The sequence below is a fragment of the Thalassotalea sp. 1_MG-2023 genome, assembly GCF_030546745.1.
Taxonomy (GTDB): domain Bacteria; phylum Pseudomonadota; class Gammaproteobacteria; order Enterobacterales; family Alteromonadaceae; genus Thalassotalea_C.
Genome location: NZ_JAUOPD010000001.1, coordinates 17,848 through 42,171, shown reverse-complemented (window position 1 = coordinate 42,171; position 24,324 = coordinate 17,848). Strand labels below are relative to the sequence as shown.

Here is a 24,324-nt window from a genome sequence, read left to right as displayed (position 1 = left end):
AAAATCCTTTTTACTTAATTAGTTGTCGAGTTGTTGCCACGCTTCTTGGGTCATCTGCATTTGTTGCCACCATTCATCTGACGCAACAATTTGACCCTCTTCATCTATGTTTGGATAAGGCAAACCTTTTCGTTGACACGCTTGAGCAAAAATAGGATGCCCCCCCTCAAACAAAAAGCGTTGACGACGTGCTTCATCAATTCGTGGAGTATCATACAAACCCGCAGCTTTTCGTTGCCTTTGCGCTTCATACAACACGACTGAATTTGCTACTGAGACATTTAACGATTGCACCATGCCTACCATGGGAATAACAATATCTTGATCTGCCATTGCCAATGCTTGCTCAGAGGCGCCAAACTTTTCTTGTCCTAAAATAATCGCCGTTGGTTTTGTGTAATCAATGTCACGAAAATCAACCGACGTATCTGACAAATGAGTCACTAACACTTGCATATTTTGCTTTTTTAATTCAACAATAGCTTCTTTTGTGTTTGAGTAATTATGCACATCAACCCAATGTTGACTACCCGCAGCACTGCCACCTGAGACGCGCATACGTTCATTTTTCCATACCGCGTGTACATCACTAATACCTATAGCATCTGCGGTTCTAACCACCGCAGCAAGATTATGGGTTTTATGTACCCCTTCCATACATACGGTAAGATCTGGCTGGCGCATATCCAGCATTGCGTTAATTCGGCGTAAGCGTTCCGGTGTCATTTTCTTTATACGTCTTGTTATAAACTGTTATTAATCAACGTTTGGCAATTCTAAAACGCCGTCAATTTCAATTGCTACGTCTTTTGGCAAGCGGGCAACTTGCACGGCTGCACGTGCTGGATATGGTTGCGAAAAGTACTCTGACATAATGTCATTAACAGTTGAAAACTGTGATAAATCCATTAAAAAGATGTTCACTTTCACCATATCATTTAATGTACCGCCAGCAGCTTCACATACTGCTGATAAATTCTTAAACACTTGATGAGCCTGTGTAGCAAAGTCATCTGCAACCACTTCCATAGTTTCAGGCACTAATGGTATTTGGCCTGACAAGTAAACAGTGTTTTTAATTTTTACGGCTTGGCTATAAGTACCAATGGCACTAGGTGCATTTTCCGTACGAATAATTGATTTCATAATTTTCCTTGTTGTTTATCTCAAGATAAACTTTAATAAATGATTATTTATTACGCACTACTTTTTGTACGTCAATCATCACTTTGATTTTTCTAATAATATCCGCTAAATGGATGCGATCTCGACAGGTTAACTCTAAGTCGATAACGTATAAACCCGTGTCTTTTTCGCCTGAGTTCAAGGTATGAACATTAGAGTCACATTTGGCAACCACATTGGTTAATTTTGCTAGCGCACCTTGATGATTGATAATTTCAATACGTAACTTTGCGATAAAGTCTCGATCTATCTCTGAATCCCATCTTACTGGGAATAAATGCTGATCTTGTGTGCCTTTAATATTTCGACAACCCGCTTGGTGTACCATTAAGCCTTTTCCAGGGCTTAAATAAGCCATGATGCTGTCACCTGGTATAGGACGACAACACTTACCGTAATTAACGAGCATGCCTTCAGTGCCTTTAATCGGCATTTTTGTTTTACTGGTTGGTGGGTTTAACTCGCTATCTTCAGTAAATTCATCGGTTAATCGGCGTGCGATACCGATACTTAGCGCATTGCCTAAACCAATGTTGATCAGTAAATCATCAAAGCTTTTGTTGTTAGTTTCTTGCAGAACTTGTTGTATTTTTTCTGGCGGTATATCGTCTAGTTTTACTTTACCTAAGGCATGACTTAGTAAACGTTTACCGAGCATGTGTGAATGGTTTTTCTCTTGTGAACGTAAATAGGTGCGTATTTGTAAACGCGCCTTAGCTGTAACCACAAAGTTTAACCACGTTGCATTAGGGTGCGCCGCAGGCGAGGTAACTATTTCAATAGTTTGGCCTGAGTCAATCGCTTGGCTTAACGGATAAGGCTTACGATCTACTTTAGCCCCAACACAAGAATTACCCACATCAGTATGAACTGCATAAGCAAAATCAACGGGCGTTGCGCCCATCGGCAATTCAATAATCCGACCATCTGGGGTAAATACGTAAATTTCTTCTGGGAATAAATCAGTTTTTACATTTTCAATAAATTCAAAGGAACTACCAGCACTTTGTTGCAGTTCTAATAGACTCTGCATCCAACGACGTGCCTTCATTTGAGCAGTTGTACCGCCATCATCACCGTCTTGTTTATATAACCAATGAGCAGCAACCCCTTTGTCTGCCATTTGATCCATATCTTTCGTACGAATTTGTATTTCTACCGGTATGCCATGCGGACCCACTAGCGATGTATGCAATGATTGATAACCGTTCGTTTTAGGAATAGCAATATAATCTTTAAAGCGGCTTTCTATTGGTTTAAAGAGGTTATGTACGGCACCCAACGCGCGATAGCATTCATCAAGTTTGTTATCAACAATGACGCGAAATGCATAGATGTCCATCACTTCATTAAACATTAGTTCTTTGTTTTTCATCTTTCGATAAATAGAAAACAAATGCTTTTCACGCCCTGACACTTCTGCATTAATGCCGTGTTCTGCCAGACGTTGCCCGACTTCTTCACGAATATTATTAATAATTTCTTTGCGGTTGCCGCGTGCTTTTTTTACTTCTGATTTCAACGCCCGAGCGCGCATTGGGTATAGCGCTTCAAACCCTAACACCTCTAATTCATTTTTAATGTCATGAATACCTAAACGATTAGCAATAGGTGCATAAATTTCGAGCGTTTCGCGAGCTATTCTACGCCGTTTATCTGGGCGAAGTGCATCTAATGTTCGCATATTATGCGTACGATCAGCCAACTTGATCAAAATAACACGAATATCTTGCGTCATGGCGAGTACCATTTTGCGAAAATTTTCCGCCTGCATTTCTTCTTTGTTATCAAACTTAAGTTTATCTAACTTGCTCACCCCTTCAACAAGTTCAGCGACGGTATGACCAAATAATTCTGCTAATTCATCTTTGGTTACTGGCGTATCTTCAATCACATCATGCAGTAGTGCCGCCATTAGGGTTTCGTGATCTAGGTGCATTTTTGCTAAATTATGCGCAACCGCTACTGGATGGGTAATATAGGGTTCACCACTTGAACGCATTTGCCCTTCATGCGCATCGCGTGCCACAATGTATGCCTGTTTTAACAGATCAATTTGTACTTTCGATAAGTAACTCGATACATACTCTTTAAGTGGTTCAAAAAGGTACACTCAATACTTCCTTCAATGCAGATTAGAAGACACGTTGTTGTTATGATTGATCATCGTTTTACTGTAGGTTAGCCAAACGTTTAATCATCGCAACATTAGAATACGTTGATTTAACACGCTTGCCAATGCAATTACCACGAACAGAAACGAAAAACGCGCAATTATGGGAAGCACAATTGCGCGTTTTAAACGTTTTTCTAACAGTTTATTGTTGGTTTTGACCACCAACAATTGCTGCTACTGCTGCTAATTCAACAGATTCCTGTTGCACAGCTTCATGACGATCATGTTGATCCATCACATCTGTTGTGATCAAGCCTTGTTCAATTTCACGTAATGCTAAAACAGTTGGCTTGTCATTTTCTATTTCAACCAAAGGTTCTTTACCCCCAGTAGCAATTTGACGAGCACGACGTGTCGCAATAAGTACTAGGTCAAAACGGTTACCAACTTGTTCTACGGCATCTTCTACGGTTACGCGAGCCATTTGGTCACTCCAGAATTCAATAAATTTACAAAATAGCAGACTATTTTACTAAATGCTTAATCGTTAGCCAATAGCTGTGTGAATAAAAGTTTATAATTTTCGATTTGTTGGCTACGTTTTAAGCGTTGATTGGTGACAATCGTGGTTAAATCTTGTAATGCCTGCGTAAAATCATCGTTGACAATAATATAGTCAAACTCTTGATAATGCGAACATTCTGATTGCGCTTGTGCCATACGTTCAGCAATTACGGCTTCGCTATCCTGTCCTCGGCCACGTAATCGATTTTCTAGCTCTTTTTTTGAAGGGGGACTAATAAAAATAGTCGTAACATCAGGTTTTTTCATTCGTACCTGCTGTGCGCCCTGCCAATCAATATCTAAAAACACATCGATTCCTTTCGCTAATTGGTCGTCAATGGCGAGCGCCGACGTACCGTAATAATTACCAAATACTTCTGCCCATTCATAAAAGTGCTTTTGTGCAATTTGATGTTTAAATGCTTCAACAGAAACAAAATGATAATGCTGACCGTCAACTTCACCCGGACGAGGAGCTCTTGTTGTGTGTGACACAGAAACTTGCATAGGGCGTGTACTTTCTTGCTTTAGCAATGCGGAAATCAAGCTAGATTTTCCAGCACCGCTTGGCGCAGATAGGATGAATAAATTTCCTTTGGCAGCCATCTATTTCTCTTCTCAATAACGATAATGCCGAACTATACCTGAAAGCACTGACTGTCGGCAATAATTCCTATGGTATTTGCGAAAAGTGTACAGCATTTCGCGTGGTATTTTTAACTCGATAAAGTTTTTCATCAGCAATTGCAAGCATACTATCAACTGAATGAGCATCATTAGGCTGTACTTCCACGGCACCTAAACTAGCAGTTAATATCGATGAAGCTAATGAAGATTGATGTTGAATTTCTAAACCGCTAACGGCTTCTAAGCATTGGGCCAATATTTCTTCAATATTAGTACGCTTTTCAGAGGGAAAATAAAAATAAAATTCTTCGCCGCCACAACGATAAATTGCGCCGTCATGTTCAAACAGCACTCGCCGAATAGCATTGGCAACTTTTCTCAACACAATATCCCCTTGCTGGTGCCCGTAGGAGTCATTATATTTTTTGAAAAAGTCTATATCAACAATCCCTAATACCAAGCGTTTGTTGTTCGCCTTAGCAAATTCCCACTGATTAGCACTGTCCTCTTGCCATTTCCGCCGATTTGGCAGTTCAGTTAAACTATCAATATGCGCAAAAGATTCTAATAATTTTCGCTGGCGAATAATTTCCATATGGGTGTTAACTCGCACCCGAACAATCCCGTAGTTAAAAGGCTTTTGTATGTAATCACACGCGCCTAGTACTAAGCCTTTTTCTTCATCTTCAGCACTTTGTAGACCAGTAATAAAAATAATAGGGATATGTTTAACTTCTGGCTGTTCCTTGAATTGCTCGTATAATTCAAAGCCATTAATATCTGGCATTACCACATCAAGTAATATTAAATCGGGTAGCACATCTAACGCGATAGCTAATGCCTGGGTTGGTTGTTTGCAAACGACCACTTTGTATGTATCTTTGAAAATTGACGCTAGTATTTTTAAATTAGCGCTCTCATCGTCAATACAAAGTAGGGTAAATTGCTTATCCGTTGCACGCCGATTTGTATCAAGGTACTGGTCAGTCATGTTCAATACCTGTCTGGGGGTTCAGCGAAACTTCGAAGTCGTCGATTAATAATAAAGCTTGCTCAAATTCGAAATCAGCAATTAACTGATGAAACGCTTTCACGTCTTGATACACCGTTGTATGGCTTGCCAGCATCAGCAACTCCTTCGAAACATCTTCAGCCATTATATCAGCAGCACTGACTAAACGCTTTAAAGAAGTGATGAGCATTTTAGCTTGAGCAATATCAAGTTGCTCTTCACCCGATGTTTCTTCTTTATGTTGGTATATTCTATTTAATTGAGCAATAAGAAAGTCTAATTGGGTGGTGACTTCGTTTAAGGTTAATTCAATATAGCTGCCTTGCTGTTTCACTTCGCTTTCGAGTGATAGTGCAGACTTTGATAAATCAAAAGCACCAATATATTGCGCAGTTGATTTGAGCGAGTGCGCAGCACGATAGAGTTCTTCGCTAGCATTATCATGATAAAGTGACATTAGGCTATCAGATAATGTTTGGTGTTTATGCCAAAAATCATGCACTAATTGTAAGTACAACGTTTGTTTTCCTTGCACCTTATCTAAGGCATGCTCAACCTTTAATATCGTATGATTTTTTAACGTGTTTAATTGTATTGCTTCTTGCGTAATTTGTTGTTCACCTTCACTGTCATTAATCGCAACAGTTTCAGTGATCAACCTATTAGTTAGCAAGTACTTACACATAGTATCATAGAGTATTTGTGGCTCTATGGGTTTAGTCAGATGATGGTTCATCCCGGCAATTACGCTTTTTTCGACATCACCTTCCATTGCATGTGCTGTCATCGCTATTATGGGTAAATCATGAATTTTCAGCGTATTTCTTATTTCAGATGTTGCTGTTAAGCCATCCATTTCTGGCATCTGAATATCCATTAGTACAATGTCAAATGCTTGTTTTGCCAGTAAATCAAGCGCGATAACACCGTTCTCTGCACAAGTGATTTTTATTTTCGTATCCGATAAAAACTCTAAAGCGACCTGTTGGTTTATCATATTATCTTCAACTAATAACACATGAAAACGGCTTAAATCAGGAATATCAATAGTGATTTCTTCTTCATTGACCGTTGTCATGTGATCGCTTTCTTTACTTAATGTTTCTAGCACAGCATCAATGAGTAACGAAGCGGTCACGGGCTTTTCAAGAAATTTATCAAAAACGTGTTGATCCGCGAGCTTTTTCGCCTCGTCTTTATCATACGCTGACATCATTAAAATATGTGGTAATGACCCACGGGTATGTTGATGAATTTGTGTTGCCGCGGCAATGCCATCCATTTCAGGCATTTTCCAATCCATGAAAACTAAATCGAATGGTTCTTTATCACGGTCGGCTGCTAGTACTGCATCTAATGCTGCTTTTCCATCAGCCACACCTGTTGCTTTAATATCAGCTTGTAATAAAGCGTCTAGCACGACATTGCGCGCTATTTCAATATCATCAGCCACTAACACCTTTAACGATGACAAATATTTTTTATCAATCGCTACAGTTTCCACCATATCTGGCTCAGCACGCTCAAAGGTTGAGGTGAAATAAAAGGTAGAACCCTCGCCTTCTGTGCTTTCAAGCCAAATTTCGCCCCCCATAAGCTCGGTTAATTGTTTACTAATCGCTAACCCTAACCCAGTTCCGCCATATTTTCGGGTGACAGAGCTATCAGCTTGTGAAAACGATTGAAACAGCGTTTCTTGCTGCTGTGCTGACATGCCAATACCTGTATCATGCACAGCAAAAGCTAACTGGCTAGTTATCTCATCACTGTGTAGGTGCTTAACATTAATATGGATTATTCCTTGTTCAGTAAACTTAACCGCATTATTGGCCAAATTTACAATGATTTGCTGCAATCGTAATGGATCACCGATCAAAGTTTTAGGAACATCATGAGCAATATCAACAACTAGCTCTAACCCTTTTTCATGTACTTTAAACGTACATACGTTGACGACTCTTTGCAGAATGTCGTGTAATGAAAAAGACACCTGCTCTAAGGTAAGTTTCTGCGCTTCTATTTTAGAAAAATCTAAAATATCATTAATTAAGCCGAGTAGTGAACGGGAAGAATCTTGAATTTTAGTTAAGTAGTCATGCTGCACAGCGCTCAAGTCAGTACGTAGTGCTAACTGACTTAACCCGATAACCGCATTCATCGGTGTTCTTATTTCATGACTCATGTTTGCTAAGAAGTCTGACTTTGCCTGATTGGCTTGTTCCGCTTTGATTTTCTCCGCGGCAAGCTCTTTTGTTCGTTCATGAATTTGTTGTTCTAAATTCTTATTGTATGACAAGACCTGCTGATATAAAGTCGCATTATCAAAAGAAATTGCCGTTTGATTCGCTAACATTTGCAGCACATTTATACGATCTTTACTAAACACATTCTCGACCGCTAAATGTTCTAAATACAACACACCTTTAAGCTCGCCTTTCACGATAATGGGAACACATAAAATCGATTTTGCTTGATGATGTTTAAAGTAAATATCATGAGAGAATTGAGGATGATCAGCAGAAGTAATTTGCGGTTTTAAGGTACGAGATACATAGTTAATTAAGCTTAGCGGTAACTGAACATTTTCTTGCGTGCTACCATCCATAGACACCGATATTTCGGTATTAAGAATGCCTTCAGTAATCAAAAGTAAACTGCCTTTTTGAGCGCCGGCATTTTCCATAATAATCACCATCATGCGGTGTAAAAAAGCATGTAGATCTATCTCACCGCTTAACGTTTCTGAGGCTTTTAACACCGAAGCAAAATCTAATTCATTGTTTGACGCTAGGCTGTTTGGCTGCTGCGTCAGAGTACCATGACGTATTTGATTATCATTGGTGGTTAAATAGTTATCCGCTAACATCTTGGCTTTAGTATTAGCACCCCAGTCTACATAGCTTTGATAAGCTTGTTGAAAATAGTCTTTCGCCATAGAAGCTTTTTCTTGGCGACGCCAATAATGGCCAGCAAGCTCTTGCGACAATGCTTGATGCTCAATAAAACCGCTATTAGAAGACAAATCAATCGCTTGTTGATATAAATGCCATGCATTGTTTTGCTCGCCGAGTGCTGCGAGTTCTGCTGCGACAAGTTTCACTTTATGATGATGATTTTCAGCGGCGTTTTCTGACCACAAACTCAGTTGTTCATGGAAGTGATTAATCTTATCGAACAAAACCGCATCGTCTGCTTTATCACATCTTAATCGTTCGATTAACACTAATGCTGCGTAAAACGAAAACTCAGTATAATTGTATAATGATAGCGCCGTATTCATTAACGGCTCGGCTTGTTCAAAGTGTGAAAAAGCTTGAGTTTGATCACCAAATAAAAACGCTAGCTTCATTTTCACCAAATGATAACTAAATTGAATAGTCACGTTGTTGGTTTCGAGCAAGATGGGGAATTCTTTATGCTCGTCGAAAGCGGAGCCATGAAGTACTATTGGATTTATCGTTGGTTCGCTGACATTCAGTATAAATTGATGCCATAACTGAATAAAAGTTAAATGATACGTTTGTTTTTTTTCTATAACGGTTGGTAAAATCAGCTTATATTTCGATTTAACCACTGGAAGTGGCGTTCCCGAGAACAGTAAATGCTTACAATAAAATAACGCAGAGTGAAAAGCATACTCAATATTTCCCACTTCAATACCTCGGTAAAAGTTATCTTCAAGTGGCTTTAAAGAGGACGCTAGCGGAGCATTCCAATGCTCTATCGACACATGCTTAGCAAATTCAACTTCAATGTGTAGATGTTCCGATGGATATTTTTCAATACAACGAGATGCTAAATCAGCATATGCTTTTCCCCGTGTGAATTCTGAAAACGCACCACAGAGTAACAAACCATGCGTAACAAATACTTTATTGCTGCCAGGGCTTAGACCTTCGTGTAAACATAATGACAAGCTGGCATACGCGACTCGCATATAATCGATAGGATTAAGTAAGTATGCCGGCGTTTGAATGGCATTTAATATTTCTATTGCCATTAAATATCGAGGTTCCGTCATTACCGGCAAGTCAATTAAGGCGGCTATTTCATCAGGCCTTTTTTTGTTATCAAGTGCGATATAATTTTCTGCTATATTTTCTGCACTGATAAGGTTTACCTTTAATTTTTCAAGTGTTTTTACACCAAGCTCATACGCTTGAAGCATCTCGTTTTGTGCTATTAACGCTAATACTTGTGTTCGCGCTAAATAGCCAAATTCGATATCACCTTTGATACAAGATACTGCTTTATCGAAACGCTGGTTGCCTTGTTCAAAATCTAAATTTAAGTAACAGGCTTTTGCCATTGCAAGAGTAATATCCACACTTTGTTGATAATAACTTTGCCAATGATCTTTAGGTAGGTAGTGTTCTGCTTGCTCAAGATAATACATTGCATCTGCACTGGCATTACTTTCTAGGCCTTTTTTAGCTGCAGCTAAGTTACAGTCTGCCAACAACAGAAAATCACCGCGCTCAATAAATATGCTCGACGCTGCATTCAAATGTTCAATATATTTAAAAATGGTCGAAGGTTGGTGCAACAAGTAGTACTGTGCGATGCGAAAGTGAATATTGGTTTTACTGAGTGGCCGATTAAGCTGATAGGCTGCCTGCTGCACTTTATCGTGAATAAAGCGCAATGTATCTATTTGTGAATTTTCTACGCTATTTTCAAAGGCATACAAAAATCCTTCTTCAACCAAAACGGTAATAGCATCAGTTATATCGTCTTGACTGCAATTAAGCACATAACATAATACAGGCAAGTGAGTATTCACACCGATACAGGCCGCGATATGTAACACGTCTTGTTGTTGGTCGCTTAAACGGCGAATACGGTTAGCCATTAAGTCTACAACGTTATCTGTCACACTAATCCGTTCGATGTCTTCAACACTGCATTGCCATACACCATGTTCGTGTTGGTATAAAAAGCCTTTATCTACGAGAGATTTGATAAATTCTTTAATAAAGAATGGGTTACCTTGTGTTTTGTCTATCAAGGTATCTGCCAAACCACTTAGCATCTTGTTATTACCACCAAGTGATGCTTTTAAAAAATCTTTTACCGCCTCTACAGTCAACGGCTGCAACTGTTGATGACTATGAAATGATGGAGCAACATCAATGGAATTAAGTAATGCGTTTAATGGATGCTCTTTAACAATCTCATTGTCTCGATATGAAATAATAAAATATAAGTGGCCAAGATCAGGGTGCTCTACAATATGTTCTAATAATTTTATGGTTGCGTGATCTGCCCACTGCACATCGTCAAGAAAAATCACCACCGTTTTACTGGTTGCTCCTAAAGCTTTTAAAAAAGCAATAAACACATTATTAAAGCGTGTTTTTTCTTCACTTGGTGCCATTGATGGCACCACAGGCTGTGGTCCAATAATCAAGGCTAATTCAGGGATCAAATCTACCAATAACTGTCCATTACCCGCTAACGCACTTTCTAACGTTATACGCCATTTGGCAAGTGATTCATTACTTTCGCATAATAATTGATCTACCCAATCTTTTAAGGCCATGACGAGGGCAAAATATGCCGTGCTATTTTGATATTGTTCAAACTTTCCTAACGCGAAGTAATTTTCATCAGTCACCACGCTTTGTTGTATTTCTTTAATTAATCGAGATTTACCCACGCCCGCATAACCGCTAATCACACTTAATTGACACTGACCTTGTTCTTTGGCGGTTTGATAGCCGTTCAATAGAATTTTTAATTCTTGCTCTCGACCAAACAAGGTACGAGAAAAGTGCAACTGATTGTTACTATCTTTTTGGGCCAGCTTGAAAGTAGAAATGCTCTGATGTTCTTGCCATAGTAATAAACAACGTTGCAAGTCGTGTAGTAGACCTTCTGCTGAGCGGTACCGCGACTCAGGATTTTTACGTAACAATTTATCGATAATTGACGAAATTGTTTTTGGCACTGATGTATTTATTCGGCAAGCTTTAGGGGGCGATTTAGCAATATGAGCATGGATCATTTCCATGTCGTCTTCAATATCAAAAGGAAACCGGCTGCTAAAAAGTTTAAATAAACATGCCCCTAAAGAATATAAATCGGCGAAACGCTGAACTGGCCAATTAATTCTTCCAGTAGACTCTGGTGCTAGGGTTTTTAAACGCTGTTTATCAAACATGATGCGTTTAGATTTTTTGTGTAAAACCGCAACTGAACTAGCGAAACTTAAATCAATAAGAAAGCATTCAAACGTGGCTTTATCAATAAGGATACTATAGGGCGATAAACCGTTGAGAAATATTTTTTTATCATGAATGCGCTGAACTAATCGGGCAAGATTTGTCGATATCGTTAGTTTTTGTTCAATGCTGAGCTCTGTCTCATCACTTAATTGTTGCAGTGTTAACCAATTTTTTTGATATGGGTACACACAATAACAGGCTTGTTGATCTTGTTGTTGCTGTTGTGGTGATATTACTTGCGATATGTTGAGCTTCTCTGCTAGTTTCGCGCGCTCGAAAAATAGTGATGTAGAACGGCTTCTGTCATCTTTGATAAATTGCTTTATTAGCACTAATTGTTGTTTATTATTTTTGGCTAAATACACTTTTATGGCGTCTGAAATGCTAAAAAAGTGGCGTTGTATTTCATAGCCTTGAAGCGCAATCATGAGAGCTGTACATCCTTTTTCATTCCCCTATAGTTATAAGCGTTTAGCCATAAAAATTCAATGTTAGTACAAGATAATAACAATTACATGGATAGATTCTTCAACATAAAGCGCTGTAACAAGGTTTGAGTCAGCATAATTAATATAATATCGTAATGATAAACCAAGCTTGATTCATTCATCAAAAAAAATACATATAAGTAAACGAATGTATACCCCTACATATTCCGCGTTAAACGAAGCCGTGCTATGCTTCACTGTAAATTAGCAGTATTAAATAAAGCTGTTTATTCAGCGTTAAAATTGCACAAAAATCAAACTTATGAGCAATTTCTGTAAACACAAGCTATAACTTAATAGGCTAGGGTTGTTGAACATTCACAATTGGTTTTTACAGCAGTTTTTTGGTATTTATAATTAGGCGGAGTCTGTTTCGTGAGAAAGTTGTACATGTTCAATACGCATCAATTTGGTCGATATATAAACTGTTGTTTTATCTCTTTGTTTATCATTTTTTCGACGACGGTTATGAGTGAAGAAAGCCTACAACAGGTTGAGGTAATTGAAGTATATGCGCAAAAACGTGCGCAAAAACTACAAGACGTTTCGGTAGCGGTTACGGTAGTAAGTGAAGACGCTCTTCAACGGCAACAGATCAAAGATACTTCGCAGCTTGCCAAATTCACTCCAAACATGAAAATCACCAACAATGCTGGCGAAGGTACACCGCCGGCATTTAACATCCGAGGCATCGGTATGATTGATTACAATACATCAACCATATCACCCATTGCGGTATATAGTGATGGTATTGTCAGCGGTAGTGCCAATAATTTAGCAACAAATATTTTTGATCTTGAGCAAGTCGAAGTATTAAGAGGCCCTCAAGGCACGTTATTTGGCCGAAATACCACTGGCGGTGCTATTTTATTGCGTTCAAAGATGCCAGAACAGCAATTTGGCGGCTATGTAAATGCCGGTGTCGCTGAATATCAAACGACGTCTATTGATGGCGCGATCAATCTTCCTCTTGGTGATACAACGGCCGCTCGAATAGCCTTTGATCACGACGACTATCAATTTTCTACCAATAATTTAATGCCTGAACAACCAGATGGCGGTTTAAAGCAAACCAATGTTAGGCTCATTGTTCGCTCTCAGTTTGATGATTTAACTGCAACTATAAAACTGCATAAAGAAAGATCAACGGGTAAACCAAAGCCTATTGCAAGTAATGGTATTTATCGAAAAGATAACAGTGGTCTATGTAAGCCAAGTATCGTTGGTAGTAATGACTGTGTTGATGCCTTTGACCAGCAAGTGGGGGGCGATAATTATTGGGATGTTCGCGCAGATACTGCCGATAGAAAACATAGTACCGATAGCTGGGGTAGCGCCTTAACCCTTGATTGGCAATTAACTGAACACAGCCAGTTAACCTCAATCACGGGAGTGAGAAAGCTAACACGTTTTCATTCTTTTGATTCTGATGGAGCAAGGAACTTAATTGAAGGTGCATTTGATACCAACAACAATTTGTATTCACAAGAAGTCAACTTGAGTATCACACAGCAAAAATATTTTTGGCAAACAGGTATTTTTTATTTAAAAGAAACCATAGAACAAAATAATAGCTTTGACTTATTTCGAGATTTTAGAAGCATACCTTCACTGGCTGATATACCAGCAACCTTCTATTATGACAACTCATTAGAAAATGCCTCGACTGCACTCTATAGTCAACTTGACTATACGTTAACAAGAGACACTACGCTAATTGCCGGCATTCGCTTTACGAAAGAAGAAACTGATTACGAGGCAAAGGCTGACCTAAACACTGTGTATGGTAATGTACCTAAGCTATGGGACTTAGCAGGTAACATTTCCGACAACGAATTTTCAGGTAAACTAGCAATTAACCACGCACTCGCTGATGATATAAACCTATTCGCCAGCTATACCCGTGGTTATAAAAGCGGTGGCTATAACGCTGGTTACTCCACCACTCCAGAACAAGCAATGAATTCTGAATATGCACCTGAAACACTAAATGCCTATGAAGCCGGTGCAAAATTGAAATGGTTAGATCATAATGCTCGTTGGCATTTAGCCGCATTCTATTATGACTACCAAGATCAGCAAGTGTTTATTAATATTCAAGATAGCGCAGTGCCTTATCACGTATTAAAAAACGCAGGGGCTTCAGAAATTTACGGCTTAGATAGCGAATTCTATTATGCACCGACTAACCAACTGGAATTTGTTTTAAATATTGGCTATTTACCTGAAGCATCGATAGGTAAGTTTCAACAAGAAAATCTATTTGTTAACGATAACCGTCTACCATTCTCTTCGAAGTGGAATGTATCAGGCCATATACTGACTGAGTTTCAATTATTTGCCAGCCCACTAACCATGCAATTAGGCTTTGATTATCAATCTGAGTTTTACTTTGATCAAAATGAGAACCCCTACACAAAACAGAACGGCTATACCGTTTTTAATGGCAGTATACATTATGCCTTTCATCCTGATTTTTCATTGACTTTATGGGGCAAAAACTTGACCAAAACGGAATTTGCCGAGTTACGCTTTGACTCTATAGCTGCACTAGGCGCGGTAACTGAACTTAAAGGCGCAGCCAGACAGTTTGGGGCAACCTTGCAATATCGTTTTTAACCGTTTACTTTCCTTTTATTCGCTTTATAGACAGAAAATCATAAAGTCGCTAAAGTGAACAAAGTGTACTAGTTAATACGCAAAAAAATAACAATGATAATAACAATACAGGACGTTTACGATGCAAAAAGTTACCCCATGGCAGCTATTATGGCCAATATTACTCACTTTATTAGTGCCGCTGGTTGTCGCTTGGTTTGTATACCCTAACCACCTTCCACCGGGTTTTGGTGAATTTCCACCAACGTTCGCCGGAAAAGTACCAGGGTTTAGTTTAACCTACTTTCTAATTATGGCAGCCAGTGCGCTTTTTATTACTGGCCTTATTTTATTTCCAAAGCTATTCGGCTTTAAAGGCGCAACCGTAAAACCTCGTCAACCTTCTACGGTATCTCTACCATGGTGGTTTTGGTGTGGTGGCGTTGTAATGGGCTTTTTCTGGTGGTTAATGTGGACCCGCGTCACCCCCTTTGGCGACCTGGTTTTTTGGGCATTTACACCACTTTGGTGGGGATTTATCTTCTTTCTAGATGGTATTGTATATCAGCGGAATAACGGGGCATCTTTATTTTCAGAAAAACCAAAAACATTGTTCATCAGTGCGTTGGTTTCAATCGTTGGCTGGGCATACTTTGAATACTACGATTATTTCGTATTAGGTAACTGGTTTTACCCTAACGCGAACCACGTAGGTTGGTCTAGATCAACAATTGTTATTGAATTTCTTATTACATACTCAACGGTCACCCCGGTAATTCTTACTTGGTATAATTTATTAAATACGTTTCCTAAATTAGTCGCTCGATACCAGAACGGCCCCAAAATGCCATTAAACGGTAATGTTATGATCTTCATCGGCGCATTACTTATTGCCGCCATGGTTTACTGGCCGTATGCATTATTTTGGGTTGTTTGGATCGGCCCTTACGCTGTTATGACGGGTATACTTATGCGCTTAAACATTTGGAATCCCTTCACCGATATCGCCAAAGGCAACTGGAGTGCAGGCGTTCTTATTGGTGTATCCTCTTTATTAAACGGTTTATTTTGGGAAATGTGGAACTTTGGTTCCAGTAACCCTAACGCTGAGCCGATCACAAATCCAAATTATTGGGTTTATAATATTCCGTATGTCGATGTCATCCATATATTCTCGGAAATGCCTTTATTAGGTTACTTTGGATATATTCCTTTTGGCGTTTTAGTTTGGCAGGTGTTTATTTGGAGCGGTAAGTTATTTAACTTCGATACGAATATTCTAATCCCTCCTAAAACAAATCAATAATATGGCCAATGGGTAATATCGTCGATCCCTTGCCGTCGTGGCACGATGGCAAGGTTAAACAAGGCATCATTTCATTTGTCGAGCAGGTTTGCGACCAACACTCTCCTAATTTTGTACCAATAGAAAATCGCATTGCAACATTCGATAACGACGGTACTTTGATTGTTGAAAAACCAGTGATGGCGCAAGTCGCCTACTTTAAACGAAAATTTTTTAATCAACATGTATTGAACACTACTAGCCATTCAAAACGAATACGTCACTGGTGCAAAACCGCTATTTTTGATTTTTTTAATATCATGAAAGTTGGTTGTTACTTTTTGCGTAAAGGCATGACCACAGAAGAGTATCGCGCATCTGTTGCCAGGTGGATCAGCCAAGCTGAACACCCAAGGTTCAACACGCAGTATACCAACCTAACCTATCAACCCATGTTAGAAGTGCTGGCTTACTTTCAGCAAAACAATTTTAGCAATTATATCGTTACAGGAAGTACAGCAAACTTCGTTAGACCTTGGTCACAAGAAGCTTATCAAGTATCGGTGAATCGAGTCATTGGTAGCAGCTTAAAAACCAAGCTATCAAAGAGAAACAACAATCTCACTGTTAAATTAGAGCCGATTCCTTTTTCCATTGAGAGCCGTGCGCGAAAAGTATTAAGTATTGAAAGACGAATTTCAATTAGACCCATTGCTGCTTTTGGTAATAGTTATGGAGACGTCGACATGTTACGTTGGACATCCAACAAACATTCTCTTTGTGTGCTTATCCATCACACAGACAGTGTTCGAGAATACAAATACAGCCCTAACTGTCGCTTTAAGTTCTGGGGCAAAAATACCCTGTGTTATGCCAAGGCGTTAAACTGGCACGTAGTAGATATGAAAAATGATTGGAAAACTATTTTTCGCTCCCCTACTTAAATTATAAACAACGCTATGAACAACATAATTGTCGATTGCTTTTCACACATTATTTGATTGTTTTTTAATTAAGAGCTATTACTCTAATTACTTTTTATGATATGATAACGCTGTCATTTTTCATTATGGTTATAAATAAAGGACTTACAACGTGAACGGGTTTAAAGCTTTTACTACCGCTATTTTTTACGTGTTTATTATGAACAATGCACAAGCCGATCTGATCGACTTAGGCGTAGATCTTGGTGTTGCTGATAAATACACGATTGGTGTGGGCCAATGGGATTTTCACGGTTCGCCTGTAGATGGCTCATTAGTGCTAGGCAGTGAGGCTTATATTTATGGTAATGTTGCTGCCAGTAAAGATATCGGCTTTGCATCAGGGGCGATCGTTTACGGCAATGCCTGTTCAAACACATTGATAATGGGATCAGCAAGTAAAGTAACTGGTACGCAAAGTATTTGTGCCGATGTACAGAAAAATGGCAGTAGTCAATTTGATCAATTATCAATAGATATTGCTTCCGCAAGCGAAGCCGCTAAAAACTTAGCGGGAGTAACTCAAGGTGCTATTAGCCAGTCAACCACCTTAGATGCTAGTCAACTTAATGTTGTAAATGTAGATTCAATCACACTAGGCTCATCAGATATTTTACAAATAAACGGTAGTAGCAATGATAACTTAATTATCAACATCTTAGGCAACGCACAGATTGCCTCTGGTGCGCAAATTTTATTATCGGATGGTTTAACGTCTGCAAATGTTTTGTTTAATTTTATCGATGATAACTTTTCATCATTAAACTTTGGTGGTGCTAATATTAGTGGCACATTTTTAGCGACTAAAGGTGCGTTTAATGCAGGCGATGGTGCAACGTTAGATGATGTTAGATTTTATACCAATCATGCACTTGTTGGTAATTTTCAAACCGTTCGTACTGCCTCACCATCAATTGAAGTACCGGAGCCTTCTACCATTTTAATTATCTTAGCAGGCATATTTATTCTGTTAATGCGTTCTAATCATAAGCATCAGTAGATTACGATCATATTCAATGGTTTTTCTAGACAGAAAAGCATCCAACCAACCCTGTCGTTCTCTAATCACCAAACATAAAAAAGCCGAGTAAATATACTCGGCTCTTAAAGTGACTCAACAAAATAAAGACTTCTATTACAGCACTTTTGCAATTGATTGTGCTAAGTAATCTACATTACTTTTTGCTATGCCAGCGATGCTCATACGGCTAGAGCCAACCATATAGATACTGAATTCGTCTTGTAAACGTTGTACTTGTTCAGGGGTAATACCTAAAAACGAAAACATACCATTTTGACGTGTAATAAAACTAAAATCTCTTTCAACGCCGTTTTCTATTAGTTTATCAACAATTATCTGGCGATTACCGTTAATTCTATTGCGCATTTCAGCCAATTCTTGATGCCATTGCGAACGTAATTCATCAGAAGATAGTATTGTTTCAACCAATGCTGCGCCATGTGCGGGTGGCATAGAATAAATAACTCGTACTACTGAAAGTAATACAGAGTATGCAATATCAATGGCAGTAGATGACTTACCTATAATAGTAGTTGCACCAATACGCTCACGATATAAACCGAAGTTTTTTGAACATGAACTGCATACAACCATTTCTTCAACATTGTTAGCTAATAGACGTAAACCAGCAGCATCTTCATCTAAACCTGTACCAAAGCCTTGGTATGCCATATCAACAACCGGTAGAAAGCCAATATCTTTTGCAACTTCTGTAACTTGTTGCCATTGTTCTTGGTTTAAATCCATACCGCTCGGGTTATGACAGCACGCGTGTAATAACACCGCATCGTCAGCACTGACTTCTTTCAGTGCTGCTAACATACCATCAAAGTCTAAACACTTGTTCTCATGATCATAATAAGGATAGGTTTTGACCGTAAGGCCTGCCGCTTCAAATAAGCCAGTATGATTTGCCCAAGTAGGATTTGAAACCCAAATGGTTGCGCCCGCTTTACATGACTTAATAAATTCAGCTGCTACACGTAATGCACCTGTGCCACCTGGGGTAGAAACAGTTCGGGCACGGTTTTCACTCAATACTTTATGATCGCCGAAAATAAGCTTCGACATTTCATCATTAAATAAAGGAGAGCCTGTTGGGCCAATATACACCTTGGTATCTTCGGTATCGTTACGATGCTTTTCAGCGGTTTTCACACACTTTAAAATAGCCGTATGGCCAGCCTCATCTTTATAAACACCCACGCCTAAATCAATTTTTTGTGGATTTGAATCTTCACGATATTTAGCCAATAAACCTAAAATAGGATCGGCAGGCAATGCCTTTAAGCTACCAAACATGTCTCCATTTACCTTATAGATAGAGTGAGATTTTGCATTGCAATGCGCCATCGCACGTAATGCCAGTAAAATCCCGATTTGAAAGGGCTAGCATAGCGACTATCCAGCGAGAATTAAAGCAATTTGACAGAAAAATCAGTTACCTTTTAGTACAAAAGGCACTAACGAAAATAATCCGCAATTAATTAAGGGGGTTAACTAAGCAAACACCATGAATTTGTAATTCAATATAACCATTAACAGTGATTAAAAATTACCAGTAAGTGCGGCAATTAAACCGATAGTACCGCCGAAAACTCCACCCCAAACAACTAACCAGCCTAAATGCTGGCGGATCATTTCTTGTACAATTTCTTTTACTAATTTAGGGGTTAATTCGTTCAAGCGTTTTTCAATGATATTGCTTACTTTTTCACGCATTTCAGCAATCACATTTGGTTGTTCTAACTGCGTTCGTAGAGCTTCATTAAATTGTTCACTTTGCGAAATATCCCCCACGGTTTCTTTCATTTTCAAAATGAAAGGTTCACGCATCGGTTCAAGCGCTTCTTTACCGCCAACCATGGCTAACATTCCACCAAAAGAAGAATTTTCGATTACCTTTACTAAATTATCAAAAGCTGGCGACAAATCTATTTTGTCAATCACTGGTACTAAATCAAAGGTACTCGCCTTACCAGCATTGTCAGATAAAAACCGATCAATGTTATCTTCGGTAAAGAATTGCTCCATCATCAAATGACGAATGGCCGCTTTAAACTCTTCAAAACGCGCAGGTATCACACCAGAACCATACAAAAAAGGGACTTTTTCAAAAAGCATATGCACAGCAAGCCAATTAGTTATAGCACCCGATAAAGCAAAAATCCCCATGGCGTAAACAACATTCAAAGAAAAATAATAACCGCTTATGGTTACTAACAGCGCTAATACATTGGTTATTAAACTTTTATTCAATGTTGTCTCCAGTGAAATACGTTGGTTAATTTTATATTATTTTATCAAGCTATCTTGATCACGCCAAGCCAGTTGAGTTAACGTGAAACACTAACATTACATAGGAATTTATCATGATTAAAGCCATATTAACGTGTTTACTAATAATTTGCTTTACGGCTAGTGCGAAGGAAAAATTAGATAATGATTGGCGTATTGTCTCTCCTGAAAATACTGTGATCATGACACTACCTCAAGGTGATGTAATATTGGAATTATCGCCCGAGTTTGCCCCAAACCATGTAAAACGTTTCAAAAAATTAGTAAGAGATGGGTTTTATCAAGGTGAAAGCTTCTATCGTGTAATTGATGGTTTCGTTGCACAAGCGGGACCACAAGATGGATCAGATAAAGACAAGGGCATTACACCGTTGACCATTGAAGAAGAAATCACCACCGACGAAAACTGGTCGTTTACCCAAGTTCAACAACACGATATGTTTGCACCACAAACAGGCTTTAAAAAAGGTTTTGCTGTTGGTTATTCGCAAAAAGAGCAAAAGGCATGGTTATTACATTGCCCAGGCGTCATTGCGATGGCAAGAGAATCAGCACCTGATACTGGCACCAGCCACTTTTATATTACCAATGGTCAAGCGCCACGTTATTTAGACCGCATTATGACCATTTTTGGCCGAGTGATACTCGGAATGCAGCATGTTCAATCAATTCAACGTACAGCTGTTATAGAAGGGATGCCTGAGGTATTACCTGAAAAGTTTACCACGATAAAAAATATCACGGTAATGGCAGATTTACCAAAAGCACAACAGCTCAAAATTGCCGTAGAAAACACAGATAACTCGCACTATGCAGATAAAATTGACAAGAAACGATTACGTGATAACCCTTTCTTTTATAAAAAACCTTTGCCAGTATTAGATATCTGCCAATCGAAAGTAAAGGTAAAGGTATTATCAAAGTAAGCGACTGGTGCTTCAGTTATACAAATCATTAACGTTTGTGTTCTTTCAATGATGATTCATTACCATAAGGTGTGTTAACAACCCGCACACCTTAATTTTTATACCAAATTTTGACTACATCTAAAATACGCTCACCCTCTGGCGTTTTCACGACCACTTCGTCATCAACTTGTTTACCAATTAATGCACGCGCCACAGGAGAATCTATACTGATTTCACCTTTAGAAACATCCCATTCATCTGAACCCACAATACGGTAGGTAAATGTTTTATCATGTTCATCAATCACTTTTACCCATGCACCAAAAAATACTTTTCCTTCTTGCTGTTTTTCAGGGTAAACAATGGTTAATTCATCTAAACGTTTTGACAAAAACCGTACACGGCGATCAATTTCTCTTAAACGCTTTTTCCCATAAATATATTCTGCATTTTCACTTCTATCGCCTAATGCTGCAGCCTCAGAAACCGACTTTGTAACGCGAGGACGTTCATCTTTCCATAAATATTTTAATTCACGATCCAGCATATCCCAGCCATGTCGTGTGATGTAATGACTACGTTTCATGATAATTAACCATTTTCTTAACTTTGATAAGATGCATCATTCAATCTTGCTGCGACATTTTTAATTTACCCGCAAGATAATAACGATAATAGCCAATTGCACCGCTACCAACAAAAATAACTTCAACAAGAATTCCGACAGGTGACCACAATATAGCGTTATGAGTTAACCAAAGAGAGCCACCTAAAATCATCATCAAGCGTAGAAATTTATCATTCTTGCTAAAAGAACCGGTAGTAATAAAAACGGTTGCAATAAAGCCTAATATACTTAATAACCCCGTGTACGTATAGATTGTGATAAACAAGCTAACACACAATGACGCCGCAGCCATCCATTGAAACTTCCATTTAATAGACAACAAAAAACGAATACTTGAAAACAGAAAAATATAACCGGCCGTTGGCTGATCTAGTAACAAATAATGAAGACCATTAAATAAGCAACTTAACGATAACAACGCCAAGATACGATCTTTATCTTTTAGCTGCATGGCAAAGCATTCAATAATTAATGTAAAGGTAACTAAAATCTGGGAAAGTAGGAAATCGGGCATAATAACCTTGAAAAAGTCAGTGCGATTACGGCTGAACAGCCAAAAAAGCAATTATACCTGTTGAATCATGAAATGTGCCAGCTTAACTTTTGTCGCGTGATGGCTACTTAGAGCTCCTACATTTTTATGACAAGCAATGATATATCTTAACGTAAGTATAAAAAACCTCTGTCACTGTTACATTCAATGACAGAGGTTAATCATTTTATTTATTACGACAGTTAACGCTTATTTAGCATTACGACGTTTTGAAACACCTAAGGCAAACATGCCTAAAGCTAACAATGCAAGTGGTGCCGGCTCTGGTATTTCAGCAGCTAATGGCTCACCTGGCGTACCAAAAATACTTAATGAGGCGCTATTTAACTCAAACTCTCTATTTCCAAATGAAGTTTCCGAAAACATTAATGAAAAGTTTTGGTTTGTGATCATATTTTGAAAAATTTGTGCATCAACAGTATTGGCATCAATTGTGATTGTAGTGGCAATACCTTGATCATGGTTTCGATCATAACCAGAATTTAAAGATGCTGAAGCACCAGGTCTAACATCCCAATTCTCTTTCCAAAACCACATGCCTTGATCTGAAGCATTGTCAAAATCTAATGTTAATTCAAAACTATCAATTGTGTTAAAATTCACAGTAGAGAAGTCAAAGTAGTCATAAAAACGACCACAACCATTTGAGTTATCGGTAATCGTTACTGAATCTGCATTTAACGTATCACAACTATTATTAGACGCTAAACTGTTTGGCGTATATTGTTGTTGACCGTAATCATGCGTGATTGTAGTGATTAAATCTGCGTTTGAAAATGTAGACACTACACTTAATGTCGCAATTGCAGTAATTTTGCTAAGAAGCTTTTTCATTTGAACATCCATCTTTAAGTTACAACGTCAATATCATTCCGATATTGTACTAATATGCAACTAAGCAATCATCAGACCAGATCGCAAGGTTTCGTTAACAAACCAAATAACATACTGTAATATATAACTTTAAAATGTAATAAACTTTTAATTATCAAGATAATGATTGAGGTTCCTGTAAAAAATTCTGACAGGTATTTTCAAAAAACTTAAATATAATGTAAACCTGTTGTGACTAGAACATTAATTTTTTCGCGCCATTTGATAAAAATTAACAAGCTTTTACACGATTAATGAGTTGAAAATGAAAATGTTGTCCACGTTGATGTATTTGTGTCAATCGCATTTTTAGGATAGGTAAAACTAGCTCCATATTTACCGTTTTGATATATACCACTAATTTCAACCATCATCTGCCACACATCACCGGGAAATTTTTTCTTTTGCACTTGAATTTCTCTCGATGATCCGGTGAGAAATTTTGTTCGTTTGCCACTTTCAGAAGATTCTTCACCGGCATAAGGCACCCAAAACCCACCCCACTCTTTATGATTCCAAAAATCAGACTTGCTCCACTGTTGTTCAATTAATCTACGCTCTAGAAGCTGGGCTGAGGCGTGTAAATTATAAAGTGTTTTCGTGTCACCGTGCTCAATATACAAATCAAGCACAGTATAATCTTCTGCTTTTCCTTGAGCACATATAAAGACCGAATGCTCATTGTGCATTATATGAATATTGATATTGGCAGGTAATTGCAACAGAGTCGCTCCTCGCCATTCAGCACTATCACAGTGGCCATCTAGCAATGGAAAATTGGCTGTTTTATTAACGGTAACCGGACTTACGTCATCAGCTGTAACCGTTAATGATATCGTACAAGCGATTAGAAAAGATAAAATATGTATTGAATGCATTTTAGACTTATCAATTTGTTGATTTATTTCACCTAAAAATAACGTCTAACAAAATAAACGACAACGCTTATGTGATTACA

18 protein-coding genes are annotated in these 24,324 nt (G+C 38.4%); 5 read left to right on the top strand and 13 right to left on the bottom strand.

What is annotated here, in order from left to right:
* Positions 1 to 18: 18 nt before the first annotated feature.
* The 7 genes from trmH to Q4489_RS00140 form a co-directional block, all read right to left on the bottom strand.
* Positions 19 to 726, bottom strand: coding sequence for a tRNA (guanosine(18)-2'-O)-methyltransferase TrmH (gene trmH / locus Q4489_RS00170; RefSeq protein ID WP_303475488.1), 708 nt, complete (start codon positions 724 to 726; stop codon positions 19 to 21).
* A 30-nt stretch (positions 727 to 756) separates the two neighbouring features.
* Complete coding sequence (locus tag Q4489_RS00165; protein WP_074497359.1) at positions 757 to 1,149, bottom strand: RidA family protein; 393 nt, start codon at positions 1,147 to 1,149, stop codon at positions 757 to 759.
* Between the two features lie 40 nt (positions 1,150 to 1,189).
* Positions 1,190 to 3,298: a bifunctional GTP diphosphokinase/guanosine-3',5'-bis pyrophosphate 3'-pyrophosphohydrolase gene (spoT, locus tag Q4489_RS00160; protein WP_303475486.1), complete on the bottom strand. Its 2,109-nt coding sequence runs from the start codon at positions 3,296 to 3,298 to the stop codon at positions 1,190 to 1,192.
* Between the two features lie 205 nt (positions 3,299 to 3,503).
* A complete protein-coding gene (gene rpoZ / locus Q4489_RS00155; protein ID WP_303475484.1) occupies positions 3,504 to 3,785 on the bottom strand; it encodes a DNA-directed RNA polymerase subunit omega in 282 nt (93 codons plus the stop codon).
* A 56-nt stretch (positions 3,786 to 3,841) separates the two neighbouring features.
* A complete protein-coding gene (gmk, locus tag Q4489_RS00150) occupies positions 3,842 to 4,471 on the bottom strand; it encodes a guanylate kinase (protein WP_303475481.1) in 630 nt (209 codons plus the stop codon).
* Between the two features lie 67 nt (positions 4,472 to 4,538).
* A complete protein-coding gene (locus Q4489_RS00145; protein WP_303475478.1) occupies positions 4,539 to 5,483 on the bottom strand; it encodes a diguanylate cyclase in 945 nt (314 codons plus the stop codon).
* A complete protein-coding gene (locus tag Q4489_RS00140; RefSeq protein ID WP_303475475.1) occupies positions 5,476 to 12,159 on the bottom strand; it encodes a response regulator in 6,684 nt (2,227 codons plus the stop codon). Before Q4489_RS00140 ends, Q4489_RS00145 begins: the two co-directional genes overlap by 8 nt.
* A gap of 528 nt (positions 12,160 to 12,687) precedes the next feature.
* Between Q4489_RS00140 and Q4489_RS00135 the strand changes: the two genes are divergently transcribed.
* From Q4489_RS00135 to Q4489_RS00120, 4 genes are all read left to right on the top strand, one after another.
* Complete coding sequence (locus tag Q4489_RS00135) at positions 12,688 to 14,838, top strand: TonB-dependent receptor (protein WP_303475473.1); 2,151 nt, start codon at positions 12,688 to 12,690, stop codon at positions 14,836 to 14,838.
* 121 nt (positions 14,839 to 14,959) lie between these two features.
* Positions 14,960 to 16,123 carry a hypothetical protein gene (locus Q4489_RS00130; RefSeq protein ID WP_303475471.1) on the top strand — a complete coding sequence of 388 codons (1,164 nt, stop codon included), beginning with the start codon at positions 14,960 to 14,962 and terminating at the stop codon, positions 16,121 to 16,123.
* An 8-nt stretch (positions 16,124 to 16,131) separates the two neighbouring features.
* Positions 16,132 to 17,046, top strand: coding sequence for an HAD family phosphatase (locus Q4489_RS00125; protein ID WP_303475468.1), 915 nt, complete (start codon positions 16,132 to 16,134; stop codon positions 17,044 to 17,046).
* A gap of 151 nt (positions 17,047 to 17,197) precedes the next feature.
* A complete protein-coding gene (locus tag Q4489_RS00120; RefSeq protein ID WP_303475466.1) occupies positions 17,198 to 18,085 on the top strand; it encodes a choice-of-anchor A family protein in 888 nt (295 codons plus the stop codon).
* Positions 18,086 to 18,220: 135 nt separating this feature from the next.
* On the opposite strand, the gene Q4489_RS00115 is transcribed toward Q4489_RS00120, so the two are convergent.
* Entirely contained in the window at positions 18,221 to 19,408 is a 1,188-nt protein-coding gene (locus Q4489_RS00115) for an amino acid aminotransferase (RefSeq protein ID WP_303476125.1), read from the bottom strand.
* A gap of 246 nt (positions 19,409 to 19,654) precedes the next feature.
* Complete coding sequence (locus Q4489_RS00110; RefSeq protein ID WP_303475464.1) at positions 19,655 to 20,365, bottom strand: DUF445 domain-containing protein; 711 nt, start codon at positions 20,363 to 20,365, stop codon at positions 19,655 to 19,657.
* A gap of 113 nt (positions 20,366 to 20,478) precedes the next feature.
* Here Q4489_RS00110 and Q4489_RS00105 point away from each other — a divergent pair, with 113 nt between their 5' ends.
* Entirely contained in the window at positions 20,479 to 21,330 is an 852-nt protein-coding gene (locus Q4489_RS00105; RefSeq protein ID WP_303475461.1) for a peptidylprolyl isomerase, read from the top strand.
* Positions 21,331 to 21,421: 91 nt separating this feature from the next.
* On the opposite strand, the gene greB is transcribed toward Q4489_RS00105, so the two are convergent.
* From greB to Q4489_RS00085, 4 genes are all read right to left on the bottom strand, one after another.
* Complete coding sequence (gene greB, locus Q4489_RS00100) at positions 21,422 to 21,898, bottom strand: transcription elongation factor GreB (protein ID WP_303475458.1); 477 nt, start codon at positions 21,896 to 21,898, stop codon at positions 21,422 to 21,424.
* A gap of 40 nt (positions 21,899 to 21,938) precedes the next feature.
* The gene (locus tag Q4489_RS00095) at positions 21,939 to 22,454 is read right to left on the bottom strand and encodes a YgjV family protein (protein ID WP_303475456.1); all 516 of its coding nucleotides are present in this window, start codon (positions 22,452 to 22,454) and stop codon (positions 21,939 to 21,941) included.
* Between the two features lie 228 nt (positions 22,455 to 22,682).
* Positions 22,683 to 23,327 carry a PEP-CTERM sorting domain-containing protein gene (locus Q4489_RS00090; protein WP_303475454.1) on the bottom strand — a complete coding sequence of 215 codons (645 nt, stop codon included), beginning with the start codon at positions 23,325 to 23,327 and terminating at the stop codon, positions 22,683 to 22,685.
* Between the two features lie 290 nt (positions 23,328 to 23,617).
* Positions 23,618 to 24,244 (bottom strand): hypothetical protein, encoded by a 627-nt coding sequence (locus tag Q4489_RS00085; RefSeq protein ID WP_303475451.1) that lies wholly within the window; start codon positions 24,242 to 24,244, stop codon positions 23,618 to 23,620.
* Positions 24,245 to 24,324 lie beyond the last annotated feature (80 nt).